The 22,671-nt window shown below is 70.8% G+C and carries 18 protein-coding genes; 9 read left to right on the top strand and 9 right to left on the bottom strand.

What is annotated here, in order from left to right:
• From AMIS_RS05120 to AMIS_RS05110, 3 genes are read left to right on the top strand one after another with little or no spacing between them, the layout of a single operon-like run.
• Positions 1–738, top strand: coding sequence for an ABC transporter permease (locus tag AMIS_RS05120; RefSeq protein ID WP_014441132.1), 738 nt, complete (start codon positions 1–3; stop codon positions 736–738).
• Positions 739–755: 17 nt separating this feature from the next.
• Positions 756–1,829 carry a magnesium and cobalt transport protein CorA gene (locus AMIS_RS05115; RefSeq protein ID WP_014441131.1) on the top strand — a complete coding sequence of 358 codons (1,074 nt, stop codon included), beginning with the start codon at positions 756–758 and terminating at the stop codon, positions 1,827–1,829.
• 34 nt (positions 1,830–1,863) lie between these two features.
• On the top strand, positions 1,864–3,036 hold the full coding sequence (locus AMIS_RS05110) for a hypothetical protein (RefSeq protein WP_014441130.1): 1,173 nt from the start codon (positions 1,864–1,866) through the stop codon (positions 3,034–3,036).
• Positions 3,037–3,116: 80 nt separating this feature from the next.
• Here the strand turns inward: AMIS_RS05110 and AMIS_RS42275 are convergent, their stop codons facing one another.
• Positions 3,117–3,965, bottom strand: coding sequence for a hypothetical protein (locus tag AMIS_RS42275; RefSeq protein ID WP_014441129.1), 849 nt, complete (start codon positions 3,963–3,965; stop codon positions 3,117–3,119).
• Positions 3,966–4,168: 203 nt separating this feature from the next.
• On the opposite strand from AMIS_RS42275, the gene AMIS_RS05100 reads away from it, so the two are divergent.
• Positions 4,169–4,507 (top strand): PRC-barrel domain-containing protein, encoded by a 339-nt coding sequence (locus AMIS_RS05100; protein ID WP_014441128.1) that lies wholly within the window; start codon positions 4,169–4,171, stop codon positions 4,505–4,507.
• A 47-nt stretch (positions 4,508–4,554) separates the two neighbouring features.
• On the opposite strand, the gene AMIS_RS05095 is transcribed toward AMIS_RS05100, so the two are convergent.
• The 3 genes from AMIS_RS05095 to AMIS_RS05085 all read right to left on the bottom strand — a co-directional run bounded on the left by AMIS_RS05095 (position 4,555) and on the right by AMIS_RS05085 (position 7,210).
• Positions 4,555–5,472: an MHYT domain-containing protein gene (locus AMIS_RS05095; RefSeq protein WP_014441127.1), complete on the bottom strand. Its 918-nt coding sequence runs from the start codon at positions 5,470–5,472 to the stop codon at positions 4,555–4,557.
• A 287-nt stretch (positions 5,473–5,759) separates the two neighbouring features.
• Positions 5,760–6,629 (bottom strand): response regulator, encoded by an 870-nt coding sequence (locus AMIS_RS05090; RefSeq protein WP_014441126.1) that lies wholly within the window; start codon positions 6,627–6,629, stop codon positions 5,760–5,762.
• 77 nt (positions 6,630–6,706) lie between these two features.
• Positions 6,707–7,210, bottom strand: a complete 504-nt coding sequence (locus tag AMIS_RS05085) for a PadR family transcriptional regulator (protein WP_231859236.1) — start codon at positions 7,208–7,210, stop codon at positions 6,707–6,709.
• Between the two features lie 94 nt (positions 7,211–7,304).
• On the opposite strand from AMIS_RS05085, the gene AMIS_RS05080 reads away from it, so the two are divergent.
• Complete coding sequence (locus tag AMIS_RS05080; RefSeq protein WP_014441124.1) at positions 7,305–8,549, top strand: FAD-binding protein; 1,245 nt, start codon at positions 7,305–7,307, stop codon at positions 8,547–8,549.
• 19 nt (positions 8,550–8,568) lie between these two features.
• On the opposite strand, the gene AMIS_RS05075 is transcribed toward AMIS_RS05080, so the two are convergent.
• On the bottom strand, positions 8,569–9,003 hold the full coding sequence (locus AMIS_RS05075) for a rhodanese-like domain-containing protein (RefSeq protein WP_014441123.1): 435 nt from the start codon (positions 9,001–9,003) through the stop codon (positions 8,569–8,571).
• A 71-nt stretch (positions 9,004–9,074) separates the two neighbouring features.
• On the opposite strand from AMIS_RS05075, the gene ftrA reads away from it, so the two are divergent.
• Positions 9,075–10,052: a transcriptional regulator FtrA gene (gene ftrA / locus AMIS_RS05070; protein WP_014441122.1), complete on the top strand. Its 978-nt coding sequence runs from the start codon at positions 9,075–9,077 to the stop codon at positions 10,050–10,052.
• Here the strand turns inward: ftrA and AMIS_RS05065 are convergent.
• Positions 10,034–11,995 carry a beta-galactosidase gene (locus tag AMIS_RS05065; RefSeq protein WP_014441121.1) on the bottom strand — a complete coding sequence of 654 codons (1,962 nt, stop codon included), beginning with the start codon at positions 11,993–11,995 and terminating at the stop codon, positions 10,034–10,036. The two genes, ftrA and AMIS_RS05065, sit on opposite strands and share 19 nt — an antisense overlap.
• Before the next feature lie 45 nt (positions 11,996–12,040).
• Here AMIS_RS05065 and AMIS_RS44570 point away from each other — a divergent pair, with 45 nt between their 5' ends.
• Complete coding sequence (locus AMIS_RS44570) at positions 12,041–14,137, top strand: glycosyl hydrolase family 95 catalytic domain-containing protein (RefSeq protein ID WP_014441120.1); 2,097 nt, start codon at positions 12,041–12,043, stop codon at positions 14,135–14,137.
• A gap of 152 nt (positions 14,138–14,289) precedes the next feature.
• Here the strand turns inward: AMIS_RS44570 and AMIS_RS05055 are convergent, their stop codons facing one another.
• From AMIS_RS05055 to AMIS_RS05045, 3 genes are read right to left on the bottom strand one after another with little or no spacing between them, the layout of a single operon-like run.
• Positions 14,290–15,192, bottom strand: coding sequence for a carbohydrate ABC transporter permease (locus AMIS_RS05055; protein WP_014441119.1), 903 nt, complete (start codon positions 15,190–15,192; stop codon positions 14,290–14,292).
• Complete coding sequence (locus AMIS_RS05050; RefSeq protein WP_014441118.1) at positions 15,189–16,175, bottom strand: ABC transporter permease; 987 nt, start codon at positions 16,173–16,175, stop codon at positions 15,189–15,191. The genes AMIS_RS05055 and AMIS_RS05050 overlap by 4 nt, the downstream gene beginning before the upstream one ends.
• Positions 16,172–17,830 (bottom strand): extracellular solute-binding protein, encoded by a 1,659-nt coding sequence (locus AMIS_RS05045; protein ID WP_014441117.1) that lies wholly within the window; start codon positions 17,828–17,830, stop codon positions 16,172–16,174. The genes AMIS_RS05050 and AMIS_RS05045 overlap by 4 nt, the downstream gene beginning before the upstream one ends.
• 130 nt (positions 17,831–17,960) lie before the next feature.
• Between AMIS_RS05045 and AMIS_RS05040 the strand changes: the two genes are divergently transcribed.
• Both AMIS_RS05040 and AMIS_RS05035 read left to right on the top strand, forming a co-directional pair.
• The gene (locus AMIS_RS05040) at positions 17,961–19,148 is read left to right on the top strand and encodes an ROK family transcriptional regulator (RefSeq protein ID WP_041829562.1); all 1,188 of its coding nucleotides are present in this window, start codon (positions 17,961–17,963) and stop codon (positions 19,146–19,148) included.
• Between the two features lie 111 nt (positions 19,149–19,259).
• Positions 19,260–22,172 (top strand): glycoside hydrolase family 3 protein, encoded by a 2,913-nt coding sequence (locus AMIS_RS05035; protein ID WP_231859235.1) that lies wholly within the window; start codon positions 19,260–19,262, stop codon positions 22,170–22,172.
• Positions 22,173–22,671 lie beyond the last annotated feature (499 nt).

Genomic DNA, 22,671 nt, shown 5'->3' with positions numbered 1-22,671 from the left:
ATGTCATCGCTCGTCACCGACACCCGCGTCGTCTTCAGCCGCGAACTGCGACCGGTCATCCGCGACCCGTTCTCGGTGATCTTCTCGATGGTTCAGCCGCTCTTCTTCCTCGCGCTCTTCGCGCCGCTGCTCCCGGGCGAGGAGTCGCTGCAGTGGTTCGTCCCCGGCATCATCGTGATGTCCTGCCTCTTCGGCTCCTCGATGACCGGGTCCAACCTGCTCTTCGAGATGCAGACCGGCTCGCACGAGCGGATGCTGGTCACCCCGCTGCGCCGGCCCGCCCTGCTGATCGGCCGGGCGCTCAAGGAGATCGTCCCGATGATCGCGCAGGCCGCCCTGATCGTGGCCGTCTGCATCCCGTTCGGCTTCGAGCTGCACCTGCCGGGCACCCTCATCGGGCTCGGCATCCTGGCCGGCTTCTGCATCGGGCTCGGCGCGCTCTCCTACACGCTGGCGCTCGCCGCGAAGAACAAGGAGTGGCTCTTCTGGACGGTCCAGCAGACGCTGCTCTTCCCGCTGTTGCTGCTCGCCGGGGTGCTGCTGCCGATCGACAACGGGCCGGGCTGGCTCCAGGCGCTCTCCCGGGCCAACCCGATGACGTACGTGGTGGACGCCGAACGCGCCCTGTTCGCCGGCGACATCTGGGGCCGCCACACGGCCGAGGGACTGATCGCCGCGGTGCTTGTCGCGGCGCTGGGGTTGCTCGTCGGCGTGCGGGCCATGCAGCGCTCGGATTGAGCGATACCTTCTCCCCCATGAGAGGCGCGCTCGGCCGGCTGCTGGAGAACATCGTCCGTACCCCGAAGCCGGCCGTGCAGGTCCCGCACGGCGATCCGGACGCGGTCGTGGACTGCGCGGTCTACGCCGGCGGGGCGCGCCGGTCCGGCCCACGACAGATTCCGTACGCGGAGGCGGCTCGCCTGGCCGGCCGGCGCGGCAGCTTCGTCTGGCTCGGGCTGCACGAGCCGAGCCGGTCCACGATGACCGCCGTCGCCGAGGTCTTCGGCCTGCACGAGCTGCACGTCGAGCAGGCGGTGTCGGGCGGTCACCGGCCCGGCGTCGAGGTGCTCGGCGACGTGACCCGGCTGGTGCTCCGCACCGCCCGATACGTCGAGCACGACGAGCTGACGGCCACCTCCGAGGTGGTGGAGACCGGCGATGTGACGATCCTCGTCGGACCCGCGTTCGCGATCACCGTGCGGCAGGGCCCGGTCGGCCCGCTCGCCCTGGTACGCCGTGAACTGGAGTCCCGCCCCGAGGTGCTGCGGCAGGGCCCGTGGTCGGTGGCGTACGCGGTGGGCAGCCGGATGGTCGACAGTTACCTGGACGTGGCCGAACATGTGGAACACGACCTGGACCGGATCGAGGAGGAGACGTTCGCCACTGTCCGCTCCTCCGAGTTCGCCCACATCTACCAGTTGAAGCGGGAGATGGTCGAGTTCAAGCGGGCGGTTCTGCCGCTCGGCGAGCCGATGACCCGGCTGCTGGAGCTGCGCGACGTGCCGGCCGCTCTGCGTCCGTACCTTGTGGACGTGCGTGGCCGGCTGGCCCGCGCGGCGGACCGGGTCGGCGGCTTCGACGAGCTGCTCAACTCGATCCTGCAGGCCCGCCTCGCGCAGGTCTCGGTCGATCAGAACCACGACATGCGCAAGATCGCCGCGTGGGCCGCGATCGCCGCAGTGCCCACCGTGATCGCCGGCATCTTCGGCATGAACTTCGAGGTGATGCCGGGTCTCGACTCCCCATACGGCTTCTGGGGCGCGATGCTCGCCATGGTCCTGATCGGCGGTGGCGTACATCGCAGTCTGAAGAAGTACGGCTGGCTATGATCTCCACCGGATTCCCGGGGGAAAGCAGCACGTCATGTCCACCACGAGCTTGACCCTGCGCGAGCGCGCCTCGCTACCGCTCGAATACGTCCGCACGGTCGGCCCACTCGTCGGCGTCACCGCCGGCCGCATCCGCGACGCGATGATCGGCCTGCACGCCGCGCATCCGGCGCACCCGATCGTCTCCCGGCTCAGCCGCTCCGCGAACAGGTGGGAACACCTGGACGGCCCGGAGTTCGCCCGGTTCGCCGAGGGCGCGGTGACCGATCTCGGGCACGACCCGGTGAACTTCGAGGCCCTGACACGGCAGCTGCAGTTCGAACCGCCCGGCCAGCACCCGGTACGGATCCTGGCCGGTGGGGGCTATCTCGCGGTGCGTGTGTCGTCGGCGTACGCGGGGGCCACGAACCCGCTGCTGCGCGAGCTCGCCCTGGCCGCGTACGAGATGCGCGCCGCCGGCATTCCCACCGCGCCGGCCCGGCAGCAGGCGGCGCTGCCGAAGGCCTGGTGGAAACAGGTCGGCCGGCACCCCGGGCGCTGGATGCTGCCCAAGCAGCAACAGCCGCAGTCGCCGGAGAGCGGACGACCGGCGGCCGGCCCGTCGACGGCCTGGCATCCCAGTCTGACCATGCGTTCGGCGCGGTCCGCCCGCGTGCTGGACGAGATGGCCGCCTGGCGGGACCGGTACGCGCCGGGCGTCAGCACCGCCGCGATCACGTTCGCCGCGTTCACCGCCGCCCTGATCGAACTCGGTGTCGAACCCGACACGCACGGTGGCACGTTCCTGCTCGACCTGGGTCCCGCGCACCTGCCGCCGGACGCGCTCACCGACCCGGTCGCGATCCACCGGACGCTCGCCGACGAGCTGGCCTCCGGCCGGCCGCTGACCCGCAAGATGCTGCGGGCCGGCCGGGCCGTGCTGACCGGCGCGCCGGTCGAGTCCCCGCCCGGCCTGGCGTTCAGCGATCGGGGCCGGCACGACCTGCTGAGTGATCTGCCCTGGGCGGTGGTTCCGGCCAGCCGGATCAACCTGAGCGTGCCGACGGTCAGCGGGCCACGGACGATCACCGTGACGAGCAGCGAGATGACGGGCGTCCTGCATCTGGAGGCGACGTTCCACGCCACCAGTTACGACCCGGACGTGATCGCCCGGGCGGTCGAGCTGACCTGCACCGACCCGGCCGGTCTGATCATGGCGAATCGCTGAGGCGGGCGGCTGCGCGGGGATGACAACGCGCGACCGGGAATGACTCCCGGCCGCGCGTCGCTCATTTCCCGGTCCCGGGATCAGTGGCCGCCGCCACTGTGCCCGTTACCGCCTTGACCACCGCCGTGGCCGTTCTGGCCGCCCTGACCGCCCTGGCCCTGGCCCTGGCCCTGGCCGTACTGACCCTGGCCCTGACCGTTCTGGCCGGGACCGCCCTGGCCCTGGCCTTGGCCGCCCTGACCCGGACCGCCCTGGCCGTACTGGCCGTTCGGGCCGCCCTGGCCGTTCTGGCCCTGGCCCTGGCCCTGGCCGTTCTGGCCCTGGCCCTGGCCGTTCTGGCCCTGGCCGCCGGGGCCGCCCTGGCCACCGCTGTGGCCGTGGCCCGGACCGTCGTGCCCCGGAGCGCCGGGGCCGTCGTGGCCGGGCCCGTCCGGGTGGCCGTGTCCGGGGGCGCCCGGACCGCCGATGCCACCCGGCACGTTGCCGCGCATCACCACCGGCATCGAGAGAACCGAGGTGCGCGTCTGGGTGCGGGCCTTACGTCCGCACTCGTCGTACGAGATCGTGGCCACCAGCGTCGCGACGCTGTTGCGCCGCGCGATCGGGGTGACCCGGAGCTGGATGTAGTCGGACCGGCCGGGACGCAGCATGTCGCCCCGGGAGAACGTGGTGAACCGCCACGAGCCGGGGTACTCGACCCGGACCCGCTCACCACGGACCCGGATGCGCGCGTCACAGATCGTCCGGTCGGTCCGCCAGTGGACGAGGACCCAGCTGGCGGCGTTCGCCCGTACCGCCTGGAGCCAGGGGGAAACCGGCTCGGGACCACGGCCGGCCGCGGCCGCCGGCGCCGCCGCGGACACCGCCGCCATGCCGGCAGCAGCGGTGGACAGGGCAATCATCGCCCCGAATCGCCGAGTCTTCTGCATGAGTTCCTCCAGTGCCTCTGTTGTCCGCCGTGGGGATCCGGCGACAAGCGGACACTAAGGGAATTCCGGACATAGCGCGGCGATCCGATCGGCGTTTCGGGCATAAGGTCTTTTTATGTACAAAACGTTTAGAGCGACTCAGCCGAAAAGATGATGTTGGAAACGGATGCTGGAACGATCGGTTTCCGGGTAAAAGGCTCGGCATGAGCGAGAACGGTGAAGACCTCGGCGCCCCGGTGTCCTACCTGGTCCTGAAGGAGGGCATCCCGGTCTACGACCGATCCGGCGACAGCGTCGGCACGGTCGAGCACGTCCTCGCGGACGAGCGCCAGGACGTCTTCCACGGGCTGCTGCTCAAGACCGCCGCCGGCCACCGCTTCGCCGGCGGTGACCAGGTCGACGGGCTCTTCGAGCGCGGCGTGATCGTCAGCGAACCGGCCGCCCGGCTGGCCGAGCCGAGCGCCGACGCGCCGGCCGGCCTGGCCGAGAACCGGGCGACGGCGCTCCGCAAGGCCTGGGACTGGCTGATCCAGCCGAAATAGCGAAAAGCCCGCTCCAGGCGTACCGGAACGGGCTTTTTTCGCAGTGTCTACTGTGCGCGGTCGCGGTCGCGGTAGGTCCAGTTGCCGCCGCCAAGCGTGGAGCGACCGGCGGCCTGGCCGGGCTGCCCCTGCCGCGCCGGTGGCTGCTGGCCCCAGAGCTGGCCGGGCGGGGTGCCGGCGGCGGGCCCGGGACGCGACTCGAGCCGGGACGCCAGGTACGCGGCGGCCTCCCGGTCCTCCTCGCTCGGCGCGGCGGCCAGCGCGTACACCATGCCGAGCACGGCGAAGACCACTGCCGCGCCGATCGGGACGAGCAGGCCGCTCGCGGTCGCGCCGGCCACCGAGCCGAACGACTGCTCGGGCAGCACGGACATCGCGGCCATGCCGGTGAAGTGCATGCCGTTGACCGCGACGCCCATCACCAGCGCCGAGATGAAGATGACGACCGGGGTCTTGACGACGAGCGTCAGCCAGAGCGCGACCGTCGCGGCGACCACGGCGATCGCCACCGAGAGGGCGACCTCGCGGCCCGAGTAGTGGATCTCGCCGCGGAGACGCATCGCGGCCATGCCGGTGTAGTGCATCGCGGCCACACCCAGGCCGGCGAGCACACCGCCGATCAGGATCCGGGTACGCGGCGCGGCGGTGCCCAGCAGCGCGATGGCGAGGCCGACCCCGACCGCCACGAACGCGATCACGGCGCTGGCGATGGTGAGGCCGATGTCGTACCGGATCGGGGTGCCGGTGACGCTGAAGCCGGTCATCGCGACGAAGTGCATGCTCCAGATGCCGGTGGCACCGATGGCCACCGCGGCGAGCGTCAGCCACCAGGCCCGCTCACCGCCGGACTTCGATTGGCGCAAGCGCACCGCGGCGGTCAGCCCCAGGAGCGAGCCGAGCACGGAGAGCAGATAACTCACCGCCGGAGTCACCCATCCGTGGTCGAAGTGATGGATCTCCGCCATTGCGCTGTTCCTCTCGGGATTTGCTTCCGCCGGGCTGCATCCTGCCTGCACCACCGCCATGGGCGTGACTGATTGTGACGCAGGTTTCGTTACGAGAGAACGAGCAGCACATCTCGATTTAGATCTCGTCCGATCGGCTGATCATCAATTTGCGCGTTCTGCGCACTGTATCTCCAGATAATCGCCCAGATGTCGAGCTGTAACCATCCCGCTACAAAGAAATAACGGTTGTCATAAATGTAACCTTGGGTTACATGTGGGCGATTCGAACCATCGATGCGGGTCGCTCAGCCCGCGCGGGACAGCAGGCTCACCGCAGGCGCCCGCTGCGAGTGCAGGACCTGCACGGTGTCCTCGGTGCAGGTGCCCGGCTCATCGTCCATCACGCACAACGTGCCCACGACGTGACCCTCGGCGGAGTTGAGTGGAACACTCGCGTACGACCGGATGCCGCTGATCGAGAAGAGCGGGCTTCCCGCGTACTCGTCGTCCGAGGTGCTGCTGTCGCTGATCAGGACCGGCACGTCCTCGGACACCACGATGGTGTCCGGCGACCACTCCACCGGCACCCCGCCGGCCTCCCGGACCCACTTCGGCAGGCCGTGCGAGCCGGCCAGCACCACGCTGTCGTTGAGGACCAGGGTGATCGCCGCCATCGGGACGCCGGTCAGCCGGGTCAGCTCCTCGGCGAAGGCGTCCAGGGCGGCGACCTGGGCCGGCCGGGTCAGGTAGTCGGAGACCGCGAGCAGGCGACCCACGTCGACCAGCTGGGTCGACGCGTCGTGGCTCGCGTGCTCTCCCGCGTCACGGGTGGCGAGCAGCTCGCGGGCCGCCTCGATCAGGTGTTTCGGGCGTACCGGCTTGGAGATCGTGACGTCGACCAGGCCACGGGCGGCAGCCGGCGCGGCGGCGGACAGCATGATCACCGGCGTGCTCCCGGCCGGGTCCTCGGCGCGCAGCCGCGCGGCGACGTCGAGGCCACTCAGGCCGGGCATGTGGTGGTCCAGGATGATCAGGTCCGGACGGGCGTCAGCGATCAGGGCCAGCGCGTCCAGCCCGGTCGACGCGGTACGCACCGAGTGGCCCTCGTTGCTCAGCACGGTGGCGAGCAGTTCGGCGATATCGGTGTCGTCCTCGGCGACCACGATCGACGCCATTCGCTGCTCCTCATCGGTCCGACCGAAACCCTGCCGCCGCCCGGCAGATCGACCTTAACCCGATCAAGCCCGGCGAATCAGGCGTTTGCCCGCCCGGCCAGCGCCGGCTTCGCTCCCCAGGTGATCTCGCGGGTCCGGATCCGCCGCGCCAGCTCCCGGATCCAGGTGATCTCCGCGGCCGCCATGCCTCGCCAGTACTCGGCTTCCAGCGTGCCTTGTGAAGGATCGCTTTCGGACGACGCGAGCAGCGCCGCCCGCTCTTCCAGGATCAGCGCGGCGCGGTCGGCGGAGAGCACCCCGGCGTACCCGACGGCCAGCACGAAGTCCATCGAGGCGACCGGCGAGTCACGCAAGCCGGACTCGACCCGATGGTGAAAATCCGCCACGCCCGCGGATGTCGTCTCGTAGACGGTCCGCGGCGGGCGGTTGCCGACCCGGCCCGGCTCGCGAGCCGTCACGAGCCCGCTCCGCGCCATGGATTTGAGCAGCGTGGCGACGGTGCTGCGGGTCACCGGCAGCCGGCCGGAACGATCCCGCAGTCGTCCGGCCAGGTCGTATGCGTGCGCGGGCTGTTCGGTCAACAAGCCCAGAATAGGCAGAACCAGGCTGTTCCGGGACGCATCCATAGGCATCGCCCCAGCGTATACATCTAATCGAAACGGTTAGTGTGAGGCGATGCGGGAGCAACTCACCAACTGGGCCGGCAACATCGTCTTCGGCACCGACCAGGTGCATCGACCAAAATCGGTCGCCGAGGTGCAGGAGGTGGTGGCCTCCGCCGCCGGGCGGCTGCGCGTGCTGGGCAGCGGCCACTCGTTCAACCGCCTCGCCGACACCACCGGCGCCCTGATCTCCCTCGCCGACCTGCCCCGCACCGTTGAGATCGGACCGGACCGGACCTCGGTCCGGGTCGACGGCGGCCTTCGTTACGGCGACCTGGCGGCGCCCCTGAGCGAGGCCGGCCTGGCCGTGCACAACCTGGCCTCGCTGCCGCACATCTCGGTCGCCGGCGCGGTCGCCACCGCGACCCACGGCTCCGGCGTACGCAACGGCAACCTCGCCACCGCCGTCTCCGGTTTGGAGATCGTCCGCGCCGACGGCGAGCTGGTCACGCTGACCCGTGCCGACGCCGACCTGGCCGGAGCCGTGGTCGGCCTCGGCGCGCTCGGCGTGGTCACCGCGCTCACCCTGGACGTGTCGCCCGCTTTCGACCTGCGGCAGTACGTCTACGAGAACCTGCCGGCCGCCGCCCTCGACGACGCGCTCGACGAGATCCTCGCCGACGGCTACAGCGTCAGCCTCTTCACCCGCTGGACCGGGCCCGGCATCGACCAGGTCTGGCTCAAGCGGCACGACCCGATGCCGGCCGGCGACTTCCACGGCGCGACGCTCGCCGGCGGGCCGCGCCACCCGGTGCCCGGCATGCCGGCCGAGAACTGCACCGAGCAGGGTGGCGTGCCCGGCCCCTGGCATGCCCGGCTGCCGCACTTCCGGATGGAGTTCACCCCGAGCAGCGGCGAGGAGCTGCAGTCCGAGTGGCACGTCCCGCGCCAGCACGCCCGGGCCGCCATCGCGGCGGTGGCCGAGCTGCGCGAGCGCGTCGCGGCCGTCCTCCAGGTCTGCGAGATGCGGACGATCGCCGCGGACGAGCTCTGGCTGAGCCCCAACCACCGGCGGGACAGCCTGGCGCTGCACTTCACCTGGATCGCCGACACCGAGGCGGTGCTGCCGGTGGTGGCCGACGTGGAGCGGGCGCTCGCGCCGTTCGCGGCCCGGCCGCACTGGGGCAAGATCTTCACGACGGCGCAGGCCGACCTGCGGGCCGCGTACCCCCGCTTCGGCGACTTCGCCGAGCTGGTCCGGCGCTTCGATGCGAAGGGCACGTTCCGCAACGAGTGGCTGGACGGGCTCCTGGGATAGGCAACCGGGCTCTCGCGGCTCAGCAGCCGCAGGCCACTCCGGCCGGCGAGGTGAGCTCGTCGGCCGGCCGCGCGCTGACACCGTTCCGGTCGCGGACCGGGAAGCCCTCCCGGACCCAGTACTCGAAACCGCCGAGCATCTCCCGGACCGGATATCCCAGCCGCGCGAACTCCAGCGCGGCCTTCGTCGCCCCGTTGCAGCCGGGACCCCAGCAGTAGGTGACGACCCGGCTGCCCGGCGGAACCACCTCGGCGGCCCGCGCGGCGATCTGCGCGGTCGGTACGTGAACGGCCTGCGGCACGTGGCCCTGTTCCCAGGACACGTCGTTGCGGGTGTCGATCAGGACGACCCCCGGCAGGCCGGCTTCCAGGTCGGCGTGCACGTCACTCACGTCGGTCTCGAACCGGAGGCGGGCGGAGAAGTGGGCGACAGCGTCAGCGTTTTCCATGGTCATGCCGTTGAGCTTGCCAATGTTGACCGGGCCGGCCCAGTGGCGCGAACGACGCTGACCGCTAAGATTCCGCCATGCTGGGTGTGCGTCGCCGGGGCCCGACCGTGTCGGTGCTGGCCTTCGAGGGGATGTCGGTCTTCGAGATCGGCATCGTGAGCGAGGTCTTCGGCCTGCCCCGCCCGGAGTTCGACTTCCCCTGGTACGAACTGACCATCTGCGCCGACACCCCCGGTCCGGTGCGCGTGGTCGGCGGCGCGGCCCTGCACACCGAGCACGGCCTGGACGCGTTCGCCGCCGCCGAGACGCTGATCGTGCCCGGCGTGCCGGACGTGCACGCCCCCGTCTCGCCCGCCCTGGCCGACGCGCTGCGCGCCGCCCACGACCGTGGCGCCCGGATCATGTCGATCTGCTCGGGCGCGTTCGCCCTGGCCGGCGCGGGCCTGCTGGACGGCCGGCGGGCCACCACCCACTGGCGGTACGCGGAGACACTGCGCGCCAGGCACCCGGCGGTGGAGGTGGACGCCGACGTCCTCTACATCGACGACGGACCGGTCCTGACCAGTGCGGGCAGCGCCGCCGGGCTCGACCTCTGCCTGCACGTGATCCGCCTCGACCACGGTCCGACGGTGGCCAACATGGTGGCCCGGCGACTTGTCGTCCAGCCGCACCGGGACGGCGGTCAGGCCCAGTTCGTCGAGGCGCCGGTCCCGGCCGACCCGGAGGACGACCGGGTGGCCCGCAGCATGGAGTGGGCGATGACGAACCTGACCGCCACCATCACGGTCGACGTGCTGGCGCGGCGGGCGCACATGTCGCCGCGTACCTACCTGCGGCATTTCGCCCGGGCCACCGGGACCACTCCGATCCGCTGGCTGATCACCCAGCGGGTGCACGCCAGCCTGCCGCTGCTGGAGTCCGGGAGCGCGCCGATCGAGGAGGTGGCGGCCAGCGTCGGATTCGACACGGCGGTGACGTTCCGGCATCACTTCACCCAGGCGATGCGGACGTCACCGTCCGCCTATCGCCGAGCCTTTCAGACGGGAGCCGCCTGACCGGTCCTGATCACCATGAACCCACCGGCTTCCACGATCGCCGACCGGCCCACCGGGTTGCCGGTGATCGCGTCCGTTCCCGGCTCGGGCAGCGGCACGACAGCCTCCGCCACGCCGTGGTTGAGCAGGAACACCAGGGCTCCACGGCGGACCGCTTCCACCTGCGGCGGCAGGTCCTCGAGCACGGGCGCGACGCCCGCCTCCGCGGCCACCGATCGGAGCAGCCGCTGCCAGCCGGCGTCGTCCAGACCGGCCGAGACGTACCAGGCGGTGCCGTTCCTGGTCACCGCCGGCTCGCCGGCCAGCACCCCCTCCGCGTAACGCGCCACCACCTCGGCCCCCGTCGTCTCGACCCGCTCGGTCCAGCCGGAGACCGCGGTGCCGTCGTCCAGCGCGATCGGGACACCGGGGTCCACGGGGTGCCATTCGGTCACCCGTACCCCCAGGAAATCGCGGAAGGCCGCCGGGTAACCGCCCAGACCGACCCGCGCGCAGGCGTCCGCGATGCCGCTGAGATGACCCACCACCAGATGGCCTCCGGAGGCGACGAAGTCGCGGAGACGGGCGGCCACCTCGGGCGGCGCGAGATAGAGGTGGGGCACCACGATCATCCGGTATCGGGAGAGGTCGCCATCGAGAGCCGGGAAGGCGAAATCGGTCATGATGCCGGAGCGGAACAGCGCGCGGTGCGCCTGCCGGACGGCCGCCAGGTAATCGATGCCGTCGGATGGCAGGCCGGCGCCCTGCAACGCCCACCAGGAGGGCGCGTCCCAGGTCAGCGCGACCTCGGCGGCGGGCGGCGCGAGCCCGGCGAGCTGCGGTGCGAGGGCAGCGAGGGTACGCCCGAGCCGCACCGCCTCCCGGAAGACCGGACTGTCCGGGCCGGCGTGCGGCACCAGCGCCGAGTGGAACAGCTCGGCGCCGCCGCGCGGCTGCCGCCACTGGAAGTACATCGCGCCGGCCGACCCGCGGGCCACGTAACCGAGGCTGTGCCGGGTCAGGCGACCCGGCTCCTTGGCGTGCATCCGGCCGCGCGTGTAGATCACGTTCGGCGCGGTCTCCATCAGCAGCCACGATCCACCGCCCCAGCCGCGCGCCAGGTCCCCGGCGAACGCCGTCTCCTCCTCGGCGCCGATGCCGGCGCTGTCCGGATAGTGGTCCACCGCCACGACGTCGACCGATTCTGCCCATCGCGCGTGGTCGACGCTCACCCAGCCGCCCTGCACGAAGTTCGTCGTGATCGGCACGTCGGGGTTGCACTCGCGGAGCAGGTCACGCTGTTCCCGGTACGCGCCGAGCATCTCGTCCGAGAGGAACCGGCGGAAGTCCAGCACGTGCGCGGGATTCGGGAGGTACTGCGTCGCCCGCGGCGGGGTGATCTGCGCCCAGTCCGTGTAGCGCTGGCTCCAGAACGCCGTGGTCCACGCCTCGTTCAGCGCGTCGAGCGTGCCGTGCCGCTCCCGCAGCCAGCCGCGGAACGCCTCGGCGGTCAGGTCGCAGCGACAGTCGGTGCCGTACTCGTTGTGCACGTGCCACATCGCCAGCGCCGGGTGCCGGGCATAGCGTCTGCCCAGCTCACGAGCGATGCTCCGGGCCGGCTCGCGATAGGCCGGGGCGGAGACGCAGTACGTGTCACGACTACCGTGCGTGAGTCGCACCCCGTCGGCGGTCACCGGCAGCGCCTCCGGATGCGCGGCCGTGAACCAGGGTGGCGGCGACGCGGTCGGCGTGGCGAGGACGACCTTGACGCCGCCCGCGTGCAGCCGGTCGAGCACGCGGTCCAGCCAGCCGAACTCGTACCTACCCTCGACCGGCTCCAGGTGCGACCACGCGAAGACGCCGACGGTGACTGCCGTGACGCCGGCCTCCCGCATCAGCGCGACATCCGCCTCCTGCACCTCTTCCGGCCACTGCTCGGGGTTGTAGTCGCCGCCGAAGAACATCCTGCCGCCTTGACTTTAGTTTGAGGTCTAAACAAAGTAGGAGGAGTGCAGACCGCTGTCAATCTGTCTTTCCATGACTCCGATACCACTGAGGACTGGGAGCGCGCGCTGATCTGCGGCAACGGGCGACAGGGCGCGCTCTGCTACGGCTCCCCCGCCGCGCTGCGCTTCACGCTCGCCCACGAGCGCCTCTTCCAGCCGGTCACCGAACCCCTACCGGCGCCGCCGACCGCTGCGGCTCTGCCGCGATTGCGCGAGCTCATCGACACCGCACGCTTCCAGGAGGCGGCACAGGCGGTCTGCGACCTCGCCGTTCAATCCCATCGTGGGTACGGGGACACGCGCTGGATCGACCCACTGATACCCGCCGCGACGCTGACCGTCCGCCCTGATCAGGCGCAGGGCGACCACGTGCGGGGAACCGACTTCACCACGGGCGTGGTCCGGCAGTCGTGGGGCGCGGTGGTGTGCGACGCGTTCGTGTCGCGAGCCGACGACGTGGTGGTGATCCGGGTGTCGGGGTGCGGTGCGACGGTCACCCTCGAGCCGGCCCCCGGAGAGCCGGAGCGACCGATTTCGTTCAGCGTGGACGGTGGAAGGCTGACCGGGCGGTTCGTGGACGTTCCGTGGACTGCGGCACGGGGGTGGACCGTGGAGACGCGGGTCCGCCGTACCCCCGAAGAGGTGGTGATCGTGGCTCGGGTCTCCCCGGGTGAGTCCGCTTTTCCGGAGGTCGACGCGGACTTCGATGCGCTGCTGGCCCGGCACGTGGCGGTGCACGGTGAGCTGTTCGGGCGGGTGCGCCTCGATCTCGGCGGGGATCCGGTGGAGCGGCTCTTCGACGCCGGCCGTTACGCGATCATCAGCAGCACCGGGGAGCGGCCGCCGACCCTGCAGGGCGTGTGGACCGGGACCTATGCGCCGCCGTGGCGCAGTGGCTGGACCGTGGACGGGAATCTGCAGGCGGCGATGCTCGCGGTGCACTCGACGGGGACGCCGTCGCTGATGGTGCCGGTGTTCGACCTGGTCGACGACCTGATCGACGACTTCCGGGCGAACGCCCGCGACCTGTACGGCATGCCGGGATTTCTGGTTCCCGCGCACTTCAGCACGCACGGCCGGCACAACCATTTCGGGCCGATCTGGTGCCTGACGTTCTGGACCGCCGGCGCGGCCTGGCTCGGCCGCCTCTACGTCGATCACTGGCAGCACACCGGCGATCGGGACTTCCTGGAGTCCCGGGCCCTCCCGTTCCTCCGCGAAGCCGCCGAGTTCTACCTCAGCTTCGTGGTGATCGAGGACGGCCGGGCCCGGTTCACCCCGTCGTACTCCCCCGAGAACCACCCGGCCGGCGCCGGCTCACAGGCGTGCGCCGACGCGACGATGGACATGCAGGTGGTCGGTGACCTGCTCCGCTCCCTGCTGGCGCTCGACCCCGGCGCCGCCGGCGCGCCGCGCTGGCGGGCACTGCTCGACGCGCTGCCGCCGTACCGGATCACCGCGTCCGGCGAGCTCGCCGAATGGCTGGACCCGCGATCACCCGACAACCACGAGCATCGGCACTGCAGCCACTTCTACCCGTTCTGGTACGCCGGTGACCCGGCGATCAGGCAGGATCCGGCGTTGCACGCCGCGGCGGTGCGGGCTGTGCGGGCACGTTTGCGCTGGTGGCTGGGCTCGGATTCGGACGAGATGGGGTACGGGCTGGCCCTGCTCGGCGTGGCTGCGGCGCACCTGGGGCTGGCCGAGGAGGCGCATGCGGCGCTGGCCCGGATCGCGGACGCGTACTGGCGGTCGAACCTGGTGCCCACGCACAACCGCGACCACATGTTCAACGTGGACCTGGCGGGCGGGTTGCCGGCCCTGGTCGTGTCGATGCTGCTGCAGAGCCGGGATGTCGGTCTTGACGAGGTGGCGCGCGTGTCGGTGCTGCCGGCGCTTCCGCAGGCGTGGCCGTCGGGCGAGGTGCGGGGGCTCGTCGCCCGGGGCGCGGTAACGGTCGATTTGTCGTGGTCGCCGGGAGCGGTGGCGGTGACGCTGAGGTCACCCCGTGATCGGACGGTGGAGCTGACGTGGCCGGGAGGCCGAGAGCTCCTGCCCGTCCGAGCCGGTACTCCTTTCAGGACAACACTCCCTCGCTGACCCGCGGGCCCCGCGTGCGGAGTTCGGGCGCGGGTGGTGGGTGACCATGCAGCGGTAGCGGAAGTCGCCGGGCGGCCTGGAGCGGGCAGGTGGCCGCGGGGCTTCTTGAGAGCGCGCCGGTGCGGTTGTCCGGCTCTCCGCCCGTACCCTCTCTAGCCCTTCACCGCCCCGATGATGACGCCCTTGGTGAAGTGGCGCTGGATGAACGGGTAGACCAGCAGCGCGGGAACGATCGTCACCACCACCACCGCCATTTTGATCGCCAGGGTGGGTGGGATGGCGGAGCCCAGGCCGGGGACGTAGACGGCGGTGCCCGAGGATGTCGGGGACTGTCCGGCGAGGATGAACTGCTGCAGGACGCGCTGCACGGGCTGCAGATCGTTGCGGTCGATGTAGAGGACGGCGTTGAAAAAGGCGTTCCAGTAACCGACGGCGTAGAACAGGCCGACCACCGCTGTGACCGCTTTTGATAGCGGGAGCACGATCCGCCAGAGGATCCGGAGCTCGCCGGCGCCGTCGATGCGGGCGCTGTCCAGCAGCTCGCCGGGGATGTTCATGAAGAAGGCGCGGAGCACCACGAGGTTGAAGGCGCTGATCGCGGTCGGGAGGATCAGGGACAGCAGGTTGTCCTTGAGGCCGAGACCGGTGACGACCAGGTACGACGGAATCATGCCCGGATAAATCAGGAAGGTCAGGAGGAAGTAGAAGAGGATGGGCCGGTGTCCCAGCGAGCCTGGACGGGACAGACCGTAAGCGGCGAGCACCGTGACCACCAGGCTCAACGCCGTCCCGGCCACCGCCACCACCGTGCTGACCAGGATCGCGTCGGTGATCTGCCCACCCGTGAAGATCACGATGTAGGCGGACGGGTCGAACTCCCGGGGCAGGAACACATAGCCGCCCGCATTGTTGATCGTCGCCTCCGAGGACAGGCTCGTCACCAGGACCACCCAGAGCGGCACCAGCACGGCCAGCACCACGACGGTGAGGATCGTCCCCTTGCCGACCCTGCCCAGCAGGCTCGGCTTCTCTTCCCAGACCGGTCGGACGCTCATGACTTCGAATAGATCCCTTGCTCGCCGAACCGATGGGCCACCTTGTTGGCGCCCACGATGAGCAGCAGCCCGACCACCGCCTTGAACAGGCCGGCCGCCGCGCCGACGCCCCACTGCTGGACAGCGATGCCCTGGTAGTAGACGTAGGTGTCGAGCACCTCGGCGGCGTCCCGGCCGACCGCCTCACGCTGCAGGACGAACTGCTCGAAACCGACGTTGAGCGCGTCGCCCAGCCGGAGGATGAGCAGCAGGATGATGACCGGTCGCAGACCCGGCAGCGTGATGTGCCAGAGCCGGCGCCATCGGCCCGCGCCGTCGGCGGCCGCCGCCTCGTAGAGGTTGGTGTCGATCGCCGCGAGCGCCGCCAGGAAGACGATCATGCCCCAGCCGGCGTCCTTCCAGAGCGACTGCGCGGTGATCAGGAACAGGAAGGTGTCCGGGTTGGTCATGATGTCCGGGACGGTGAAACCGGCCTGGCCCGCCGTCTGCACGATCAGGCCGGCGCCACCGAACATCATCTGGAACAGCGAGACCACCAGCACCCAGCTGAAGAAGTGCGGCAGGTAGACGACGCTCTGCACCAGCGAGCGGATCCGCGGCGAGAGGATGCTGTTGAGCAGCATCGCCAGGGCGATCGGGATCGGGAAGTAGAAGATCAGCTGAAACGCGGTGATGGTGAGCGTGTTGCGCACCGCGTCCCAGAACGCCGACGTCGTGAAGAGGTACTCGAAGTTCCCGAACCCGATCCACTCGCTGTAGAGGAACGCCTCCAGGGGGTTGTCCCCGACGTACGGGTTGTAGTCCTGGAACGCGATGACGTTGCCGAGCGCCGGGATGTAGTGGAAGACCAGCAGCAACCCCATCGCCGGTACGCACATGAGCAGCAGCGGCCAGTCCCGCCGCAGACGTGCTCGTACCGTGAGTTGCTGCCGGACCGGCTCGGACCGCGCGGCCTTCCGGAAGACCGAGGGGATCGCGCTCATCGGCCGTTGTCTGCCAGGACCTTGGCGTAGAAGTCGCGCGCCTTGTCACCGCCGCCGTTGCGCCACTCGGTGACCACCTTGTCGAAGTCGGAGAGCGGACGCCGGCCGCGCATGATGTCGGTGACCTTGTCCTGGGTGGGTTGCTCGATCGCGGCCTGCTCGGTGGGCACCTCGACCTTGATGCCCTCCCACGGGTTCTTCTCGAGGTGCTTCGTGGCGTCGTTGCCCCAGTTCACGAAATCCTCGGCGTAGGTCGGGATGTCCGGTCCGCCGACGATCACCGGCGGGCGCCCACCGGTGAAGACGAACTGGTTGGCGAACTCCTGGACGTACAGGTCGTTGGTGACCGGGGAGCCGCCGGCATCCCGCTTGAAGTGGACACCCTCGGCGCCGTAGTTCTGCAGCTCCCACTCCTTGGTGCCGAACGGCGCCGCGGTGTAGTTGAGCACCCGCAGCAACTCCTGGGTGCGCTCCTGGCCGAGTCCCTTCTTCACGAAGGTCCACATGATCGACGGGGTGCTGCACCAGCGCACCGGCGGCGTGCTCGCGTCGGCCCCGAACACCTTGATCGCCTGCATGTTGAACTTGGGGTTGTTCTGGATCGCCGGGCGCCAGACTTCCTTCCACGCGCCACCGCCGTCCCAGAACATGAAGATCTTCCCGCCCTTGAACAGCGTCTTCACGTCACCGCCCTTGCTGCTGGCGATGTCCGGGTGGATCAGCTTCTCGGCGTAGAGACGGCTCATGAACTCGACGGCCCGCTTGTAGTTCTCGGTCTCGTGCCGGTGGTAGACCTTGCCGTCGGCGCCCTTGGCCCAGCCGTTCTGCGAGCCGGTGTTGCCGCAGATCTGCAGCACCTCCTGGAAGACGTCACCGAAGGCCCACTCGCCCTTGTCCGGATTCGTCATCTTCTTGCCGAACTCGTAGAGCTCGTCGAGCGTGGTCGGCGCCGCGATGCCGCGCTGGTCGGCGACGTCCTTGCGGTAGAAGAGCAGCGTCGGGAACGGGTTGTCGGCGGGGAACGGGACGCCCATCAGCTTCCCGGCCCAGACCGAGTCGGCCCAGGCCTTCGTGTCCAGGCCGGCAAGCATCGGGTACGCGTTGACCTTGTCCCCGGCCAGATAGGGGGTCAGGTCCTCGAACAGCACGTGGACCGCGTCGTTGAACCGGGCCAGCTTGTTGATCTCCCAGCCGGGGATGCACGTCAGATCGGGCACGTCCCGCGCGCCGAGCATGGTGTTGAGCTTGTCGCCGTAGGTGACGCCGTCCTGGATGCTGAAGTTGACCGTGCCGCCGAGGTCGGCGTTGACCGCCCCGACGAGCTTGTTGTCGGTGGGCGGGGCCGGACCCCACCACGGCGTGGTCACCGAGATCGGCTGTCCGCTGATGATCGCCTTCTCGCTCACCGCGTCGGCGAGCGTCGCCGGGTACTTCAGGTAGCCGTCGGCGACCGGCCGGATGCCCTTGATGTCAGGCGGGACGAGCGTCGAGTCCTTGAAGGTGGGCACCACACCGGCCGCCTGCTCGGCGGTGGTGGCGGACCCGGAACTGCCCGGCTCCTTGCTGCATCCGGTGAGCAGCCCACCCCCGGCCACGGAGGCCGCGCCGAGGCCGATCAGCCCGAGAAAATTACGCCTGTTCGTCGACGCGCCCACGACGCACCTGCCTTCCGAAATGGCCTAAGTTTGGTTAGCGTCTAAACTAAGTACATCGATGACAAGCTAACTGACGTGTGGCGCGGGCGACAAGAATGAAATGGGAGCGCACCCACATGGGGATGGCAAGATGACGGATGTGAGGACCATGGGCTTCACCGACGTGCGCGCCACCAACCTCGCCGTGGTGCTGCGCCACCTCCGGACCAACGGGCCGAGCTCCCGCGCCGCCATCGCCGCGTCCACCGGCCTCAACAAGGCGACCGTCTCCAGCCTGACCAGCGACCTCATCGATCAGCGGCTGCTGCGCGAGACCGGCGCGAGCGGCAACCGGATCGGGCGGCCGGGCACCGCGCTGACCCTGGACGGCTCCGCGTTCGCGGCGATCGGCCTGCAGGTCGCGGCCGACCGGATCACCGCGCTCGCCGTCGACTTCGCCGGTGACCAGCTGCTGCTCTGGCACCGCGCATTCACCTCCCCGCCGGAGGCGGCCGGTCCCGGCCGGGCGATCAGCGCCATCATCGCGTTGGCACAAAGAGCCGCCACCCGGGTACGCCAACAGGGCCGCTCCGTCCTCGGCCTGACCATCGCGGTGCCCGGACTCGTCGACGACCGGGGCATGGTGCGGCTCTCCCCGGCCCTGGGCTGGTCCGACGTGGACCTGCGTGGGCCGGTGGCCGGGTCGCTGCGGCAGCCGGATCTGGTCGTGACCGTTTCTCATCAGGCAATCCTGGCGGCCCTCGCAGAACGGCAGCGGGCTGCGCTCGCGGAGGACAACCTCGTCGTGGTGACCGGCGCGGCCGGCATCGAGGCGGGCATCGTCGTCGACGGCCGGCCACTGCACGGCGCCCGCGGCTTCACCGGCCAGATCGGCCGTCTCACCCTCGGCCCGGCCGGCTCACCCACCCTGCACGACCTGGCCGGCATCGAACCGCTTGCCCGCCGCGCCCTGCCCGGCTTCGACCCGGAGTCGCTCACCGATCTCGGACCCTCCGTCGAGCAGATCTCCGTGCTGGCCCGGTCCGGCGACGCGGGCGTGCTGGCCGCGCTCCGGGACACCGGCCGCCATTTGGGCCAGGGCCTGGCGATCCTGGCGAACCTCGCGGACCCCTCGGTGATCGTGCTGGGCGACCACTACGCGACGCTCGCCGAGTGGTTGATCCCGCCCGCCGAGGCCGAGCTGGCCGGGCACACGCCGGCGCCGGGCGGCGTTCGCGTGGTCGCCTCCGAGCTCGGTCTGCACGCCGCGGCGCTGGGCGGCGCACTGTCGCATCTGGACCGCGTGGACCACGGCAGATCGATACCCGTTACTGCTTGACCCGGGCGTGCGCGGGTGCGAGCCTCGAGGAACCCCGACCGAAACATTCGCGAAATCCATTCGCGCGCCTGGTTGTCGAAGCGCTTCGACATGTCCCCGAAGGAACGCGTCGTGACCGAATCCCCCACCGACCACGAGCCCGCCGCCTTCCGCGAGGCCGCCACCGGAAAGAGCGAGCCCACCCCCGCCTTCCGCGAGCCCGGCCCCGGAAAGAGCGAGCCCACCCCCGCCTTCCGCGACCCGCAGCACAAGGTCGCCGTCCGGGTCGCCGACCTGCTCGACCGGCTGACCCTGGACGAGAAGATCGCCCTGCTCAACCAGTACCAGCCAGCCGTACCCCGGCTCGGCGTCGCCGCCTTCCGCACCGGCACCGAGGCGCTGCACGGCGTCGCCTGGCTCGGCACCGCCACCGCATTCCCCCAGGCGGTCGGACTCGCCAGCAGCTGGAACCCGGACCTGATGCGGCGGGTCGGCGAAGCCGTCGGCACCGAGGTCCGCGCGATGCACCACCGCGACCCGGAGAACGTCGGCCTCAACGTCTGGGCGCCGGTCGTGAACCTGCTCCGCGACCCGCGATGGGGACGCAACGAGGAGGGTTACGCCGAGGACCCGTGGCTCACCGGGGTGCTCAGCACCGCGTACTCCCGGGGCCTGCGCGGCGATCATCCACTGTGGCTGCGCACCGCGCCGACGCTCAAGCACTTCCTCGGCTACAACAACGAGACCGATCGCTGCCTCACGTCGAGCAACCTGCCGCCGCGGGTGCTGCACGAGTACGAGCTCCCGGCGTTCCGGCCCGCTCTGGCCGACGGGGCCGCGGTGGCCGTGATGGCGTCGTACAACCTGGTCAACGGCCGTCCCACGCACCTCAGCCCGCTGATCGACGAGACACTTCGATCGTGGGCCGAGGACGATGTGCTGGTCGTCGGCGACGCCTGGGCGGTGCACAACCTGGCCGGTGACCAGCACTGGTTCGACGATCACGTGGCCGGGTTCGCGGCAGCGCTGCGCGCCGGCATCGACTGCGTGACCGAGGACGTGACGGCGACCCGGGAACGGTTCACCGCGGCCTACGACCGTGGACTGATCACGGAGTCGCACGTCGACGCGGCGGTCCGGCACATCCTGTCGATCCGGGTGCGGCTCGGCGAGTTCGATGCGGCCTCCGACCCGTACCGGCACATCGGCCCGGAAGTGATCGACTGCGGCGAGCACCGGGAGCTGGCCCACGAGGCCGCCCGCGCGTCGGCCGTGCTGCTGAGCAACGACGGGATCCTGCCGCTCGACCCGCAGACCGTGGGCCGGGTCGCGGTGATCGGGCCGCTCGCTGATCAGGTCTTCGAGGACTGGTACAGCGGGACTCCGCCGTACCGCACCACCCTGCGCGCCGGCGTCACCCGCCGGATCGGCGCGGACGCGGTGCTCTTCGCGGAGGGCGTGGACCGCGTGGCCTTGCGCTGCGCGTCCGGCCTGCTCTGGGCGTCCGCTTCACACCATTTGGGGGTACGGGGTACCGAAGCGCCCGACATCCCGGAAGAGGCGCTGTTCGACGTGCTCGACTGGGGCGAGGAGACGATCTCGCTGCGCGCCGTCTCCACCGGCGGGTTCGTCGGCTCCGACGCTGATCTGCTGGTGACGGATCGCCCCGGCCCGAACGGCTGGGAGGTTCGGGAATCCTTGCGCTTCTTACCCGTACCCCAGGGAATGGTTGTGCACCATCTGCAAAGCAACCGCTTCCTGGTGGCGGGGGACGACGGCCTGATCCGCACCGCGGCCACCTCGGTGGCCGACGCGACAGTCTTCACCGTCGATCTGCTGGTCGACGGGGTCGCGGCGGCCGCCGAGGTGGCCGCGGAGGCGGACGTGGTGCTGCTGGCCCTCGGCAACCACCCGCTGGTCGCCGGGCGGGAGACCGCGGATCGCCGTGACCTCGACCTGCCCGGCACCCAGGACGATCTGATGCGGGCGGTGCGAGCCGCCAATCCGCGTACCGTTCTCGCGCTGACGAGCAGTTACCCGTACGCCGTCGGCTGGGCCAGTCAGCACCTGCCGGCCCTGCTCTGGTCCGCGCACGGCGGCCAGGAACACGGTGCCGCGCTCGCCGACATCCTCTTCGGCGCCGCCGAACCGTCCGGCCGGCTCACCCAGACCTGGTACGCCCATGACGGTGACCTGCCGGACCTGCTCGACTACGACATCATCGCGTCGGACGCCACCTACCTGTACTACCGTGGCGAGCCGCTCTTCCCGTTCGGCCACGGACTCGGGTACACCTCGTTCCGCTACGAGAACCTGCGGCTCGACACGCCGGCGATCGACTCGGCCGGCGCCGTCACGGTCTCCGTCGACGTGGTCAACACCGGTGACCGCCCCGGTGACGAGGTGGTGCAGCTCTACACCCGCCAGCAGCGATCCCGGGTCAAGCAGCCGTTGCGCCGGCTCCGCGGTTTCCAGCGGATCCACCTGTCACCCGGCGGACGCTCCACGGTCCACTTCGCACTGACCGCCGCCGACCTGGCATTCTGGGACGTCACCCGCTCCCGCTGGGTGATCGAGGACGCCACCCACACGGTCGCGGCCGGCCGCTCCAGCACCGACTGGCGCCAGACCACGACGCTCCGCGTCCACGGCGAGCGGATACCGGCCCGCTCCCCCAGCCTCACCATGACCGACAACGACGGGTACGCCCTGGCCAGCACCGTGCCGATCCCCGGAACCGCTGCGGGAGAGGCACTGCGCAGTTCAGCGCCCGGAGCGTGGGCGGTCTTCGACGACGTCGACTTCGGGCAGGGCCTGACCCGCGCGCGGGCCACCGTCGCCGCCCCCGCCGGGTCCACGATCATGATCCGGTTGGACGATCCGCTCTCCGGGCCGGTGCTGGCAGTACTGCCGGTGCCGGTGGCGGCCGGCGCGGACCCGCTGATCGAGGTGTCGTCGCAGATCCCGCGCTGCACCGGCCGGCACGACGTCTTCGTCCAGTTCACCGAGGGCGGCACGACAGTCGCGGGGTTGCACTTCAGTTGATCGCCGCCTTTGCGGGGCGTTGTCAGCGGGTGGACGCATGGCGGTGATTGAGGCGCCGCCGAGACATCCCAACAACACTGAGAGCCGGCCGGTCCGGCCGGTCCGGCCGGTCCTCAGTGCAGCAGCCCTCACCACCAGCCGGACCAGCCGGTTCCCAGCGCGACAGCACTCACCACCAGCCGGACCAGCCGGCACCCAGCGCGCGACAACACTCACCGCCAGCCGGACCGGCCGGCTCCCAGTGCACGACACTCAGCACCAGCCGGACCAGCCGGTCCTCAGCGCAGGCGGCGCGGCGGCCCCGGCGGGTGCGGGCGGCGCGGCGGTGCTGGCGACGCGGGCGGTGCCGGCAGTGCGGGCGGCGCGGTGGGGCGGGCGGCGCGGTGGGGCGGGCGGCGCGGTGGGGCGGGCGGCGCGGTGGGGCGGGCGGCGCGGTGGGGCGCGGGCGGCGCGGGGGGGCGCGGGCGACGCGGGGGGCGCGGGCGACGCGGGGGGCGCG

It is taken from the genome of Actinoplanes missouriensis 431, assembly GCF_000284295.1.
Taxonomy (GTDB): domain Bacteria; phylum Actinomycetota; class Actinomycetes; order Mycobacteriales; family Micromonosporaceae; genus Actinoplanes; species Actinoplanes missouriensis.
The sequence above is the reverse complement of the archived record's forward strand: the minus strand, read 5'-3'. Positions and strand labels throughout refer to the sequence as shown.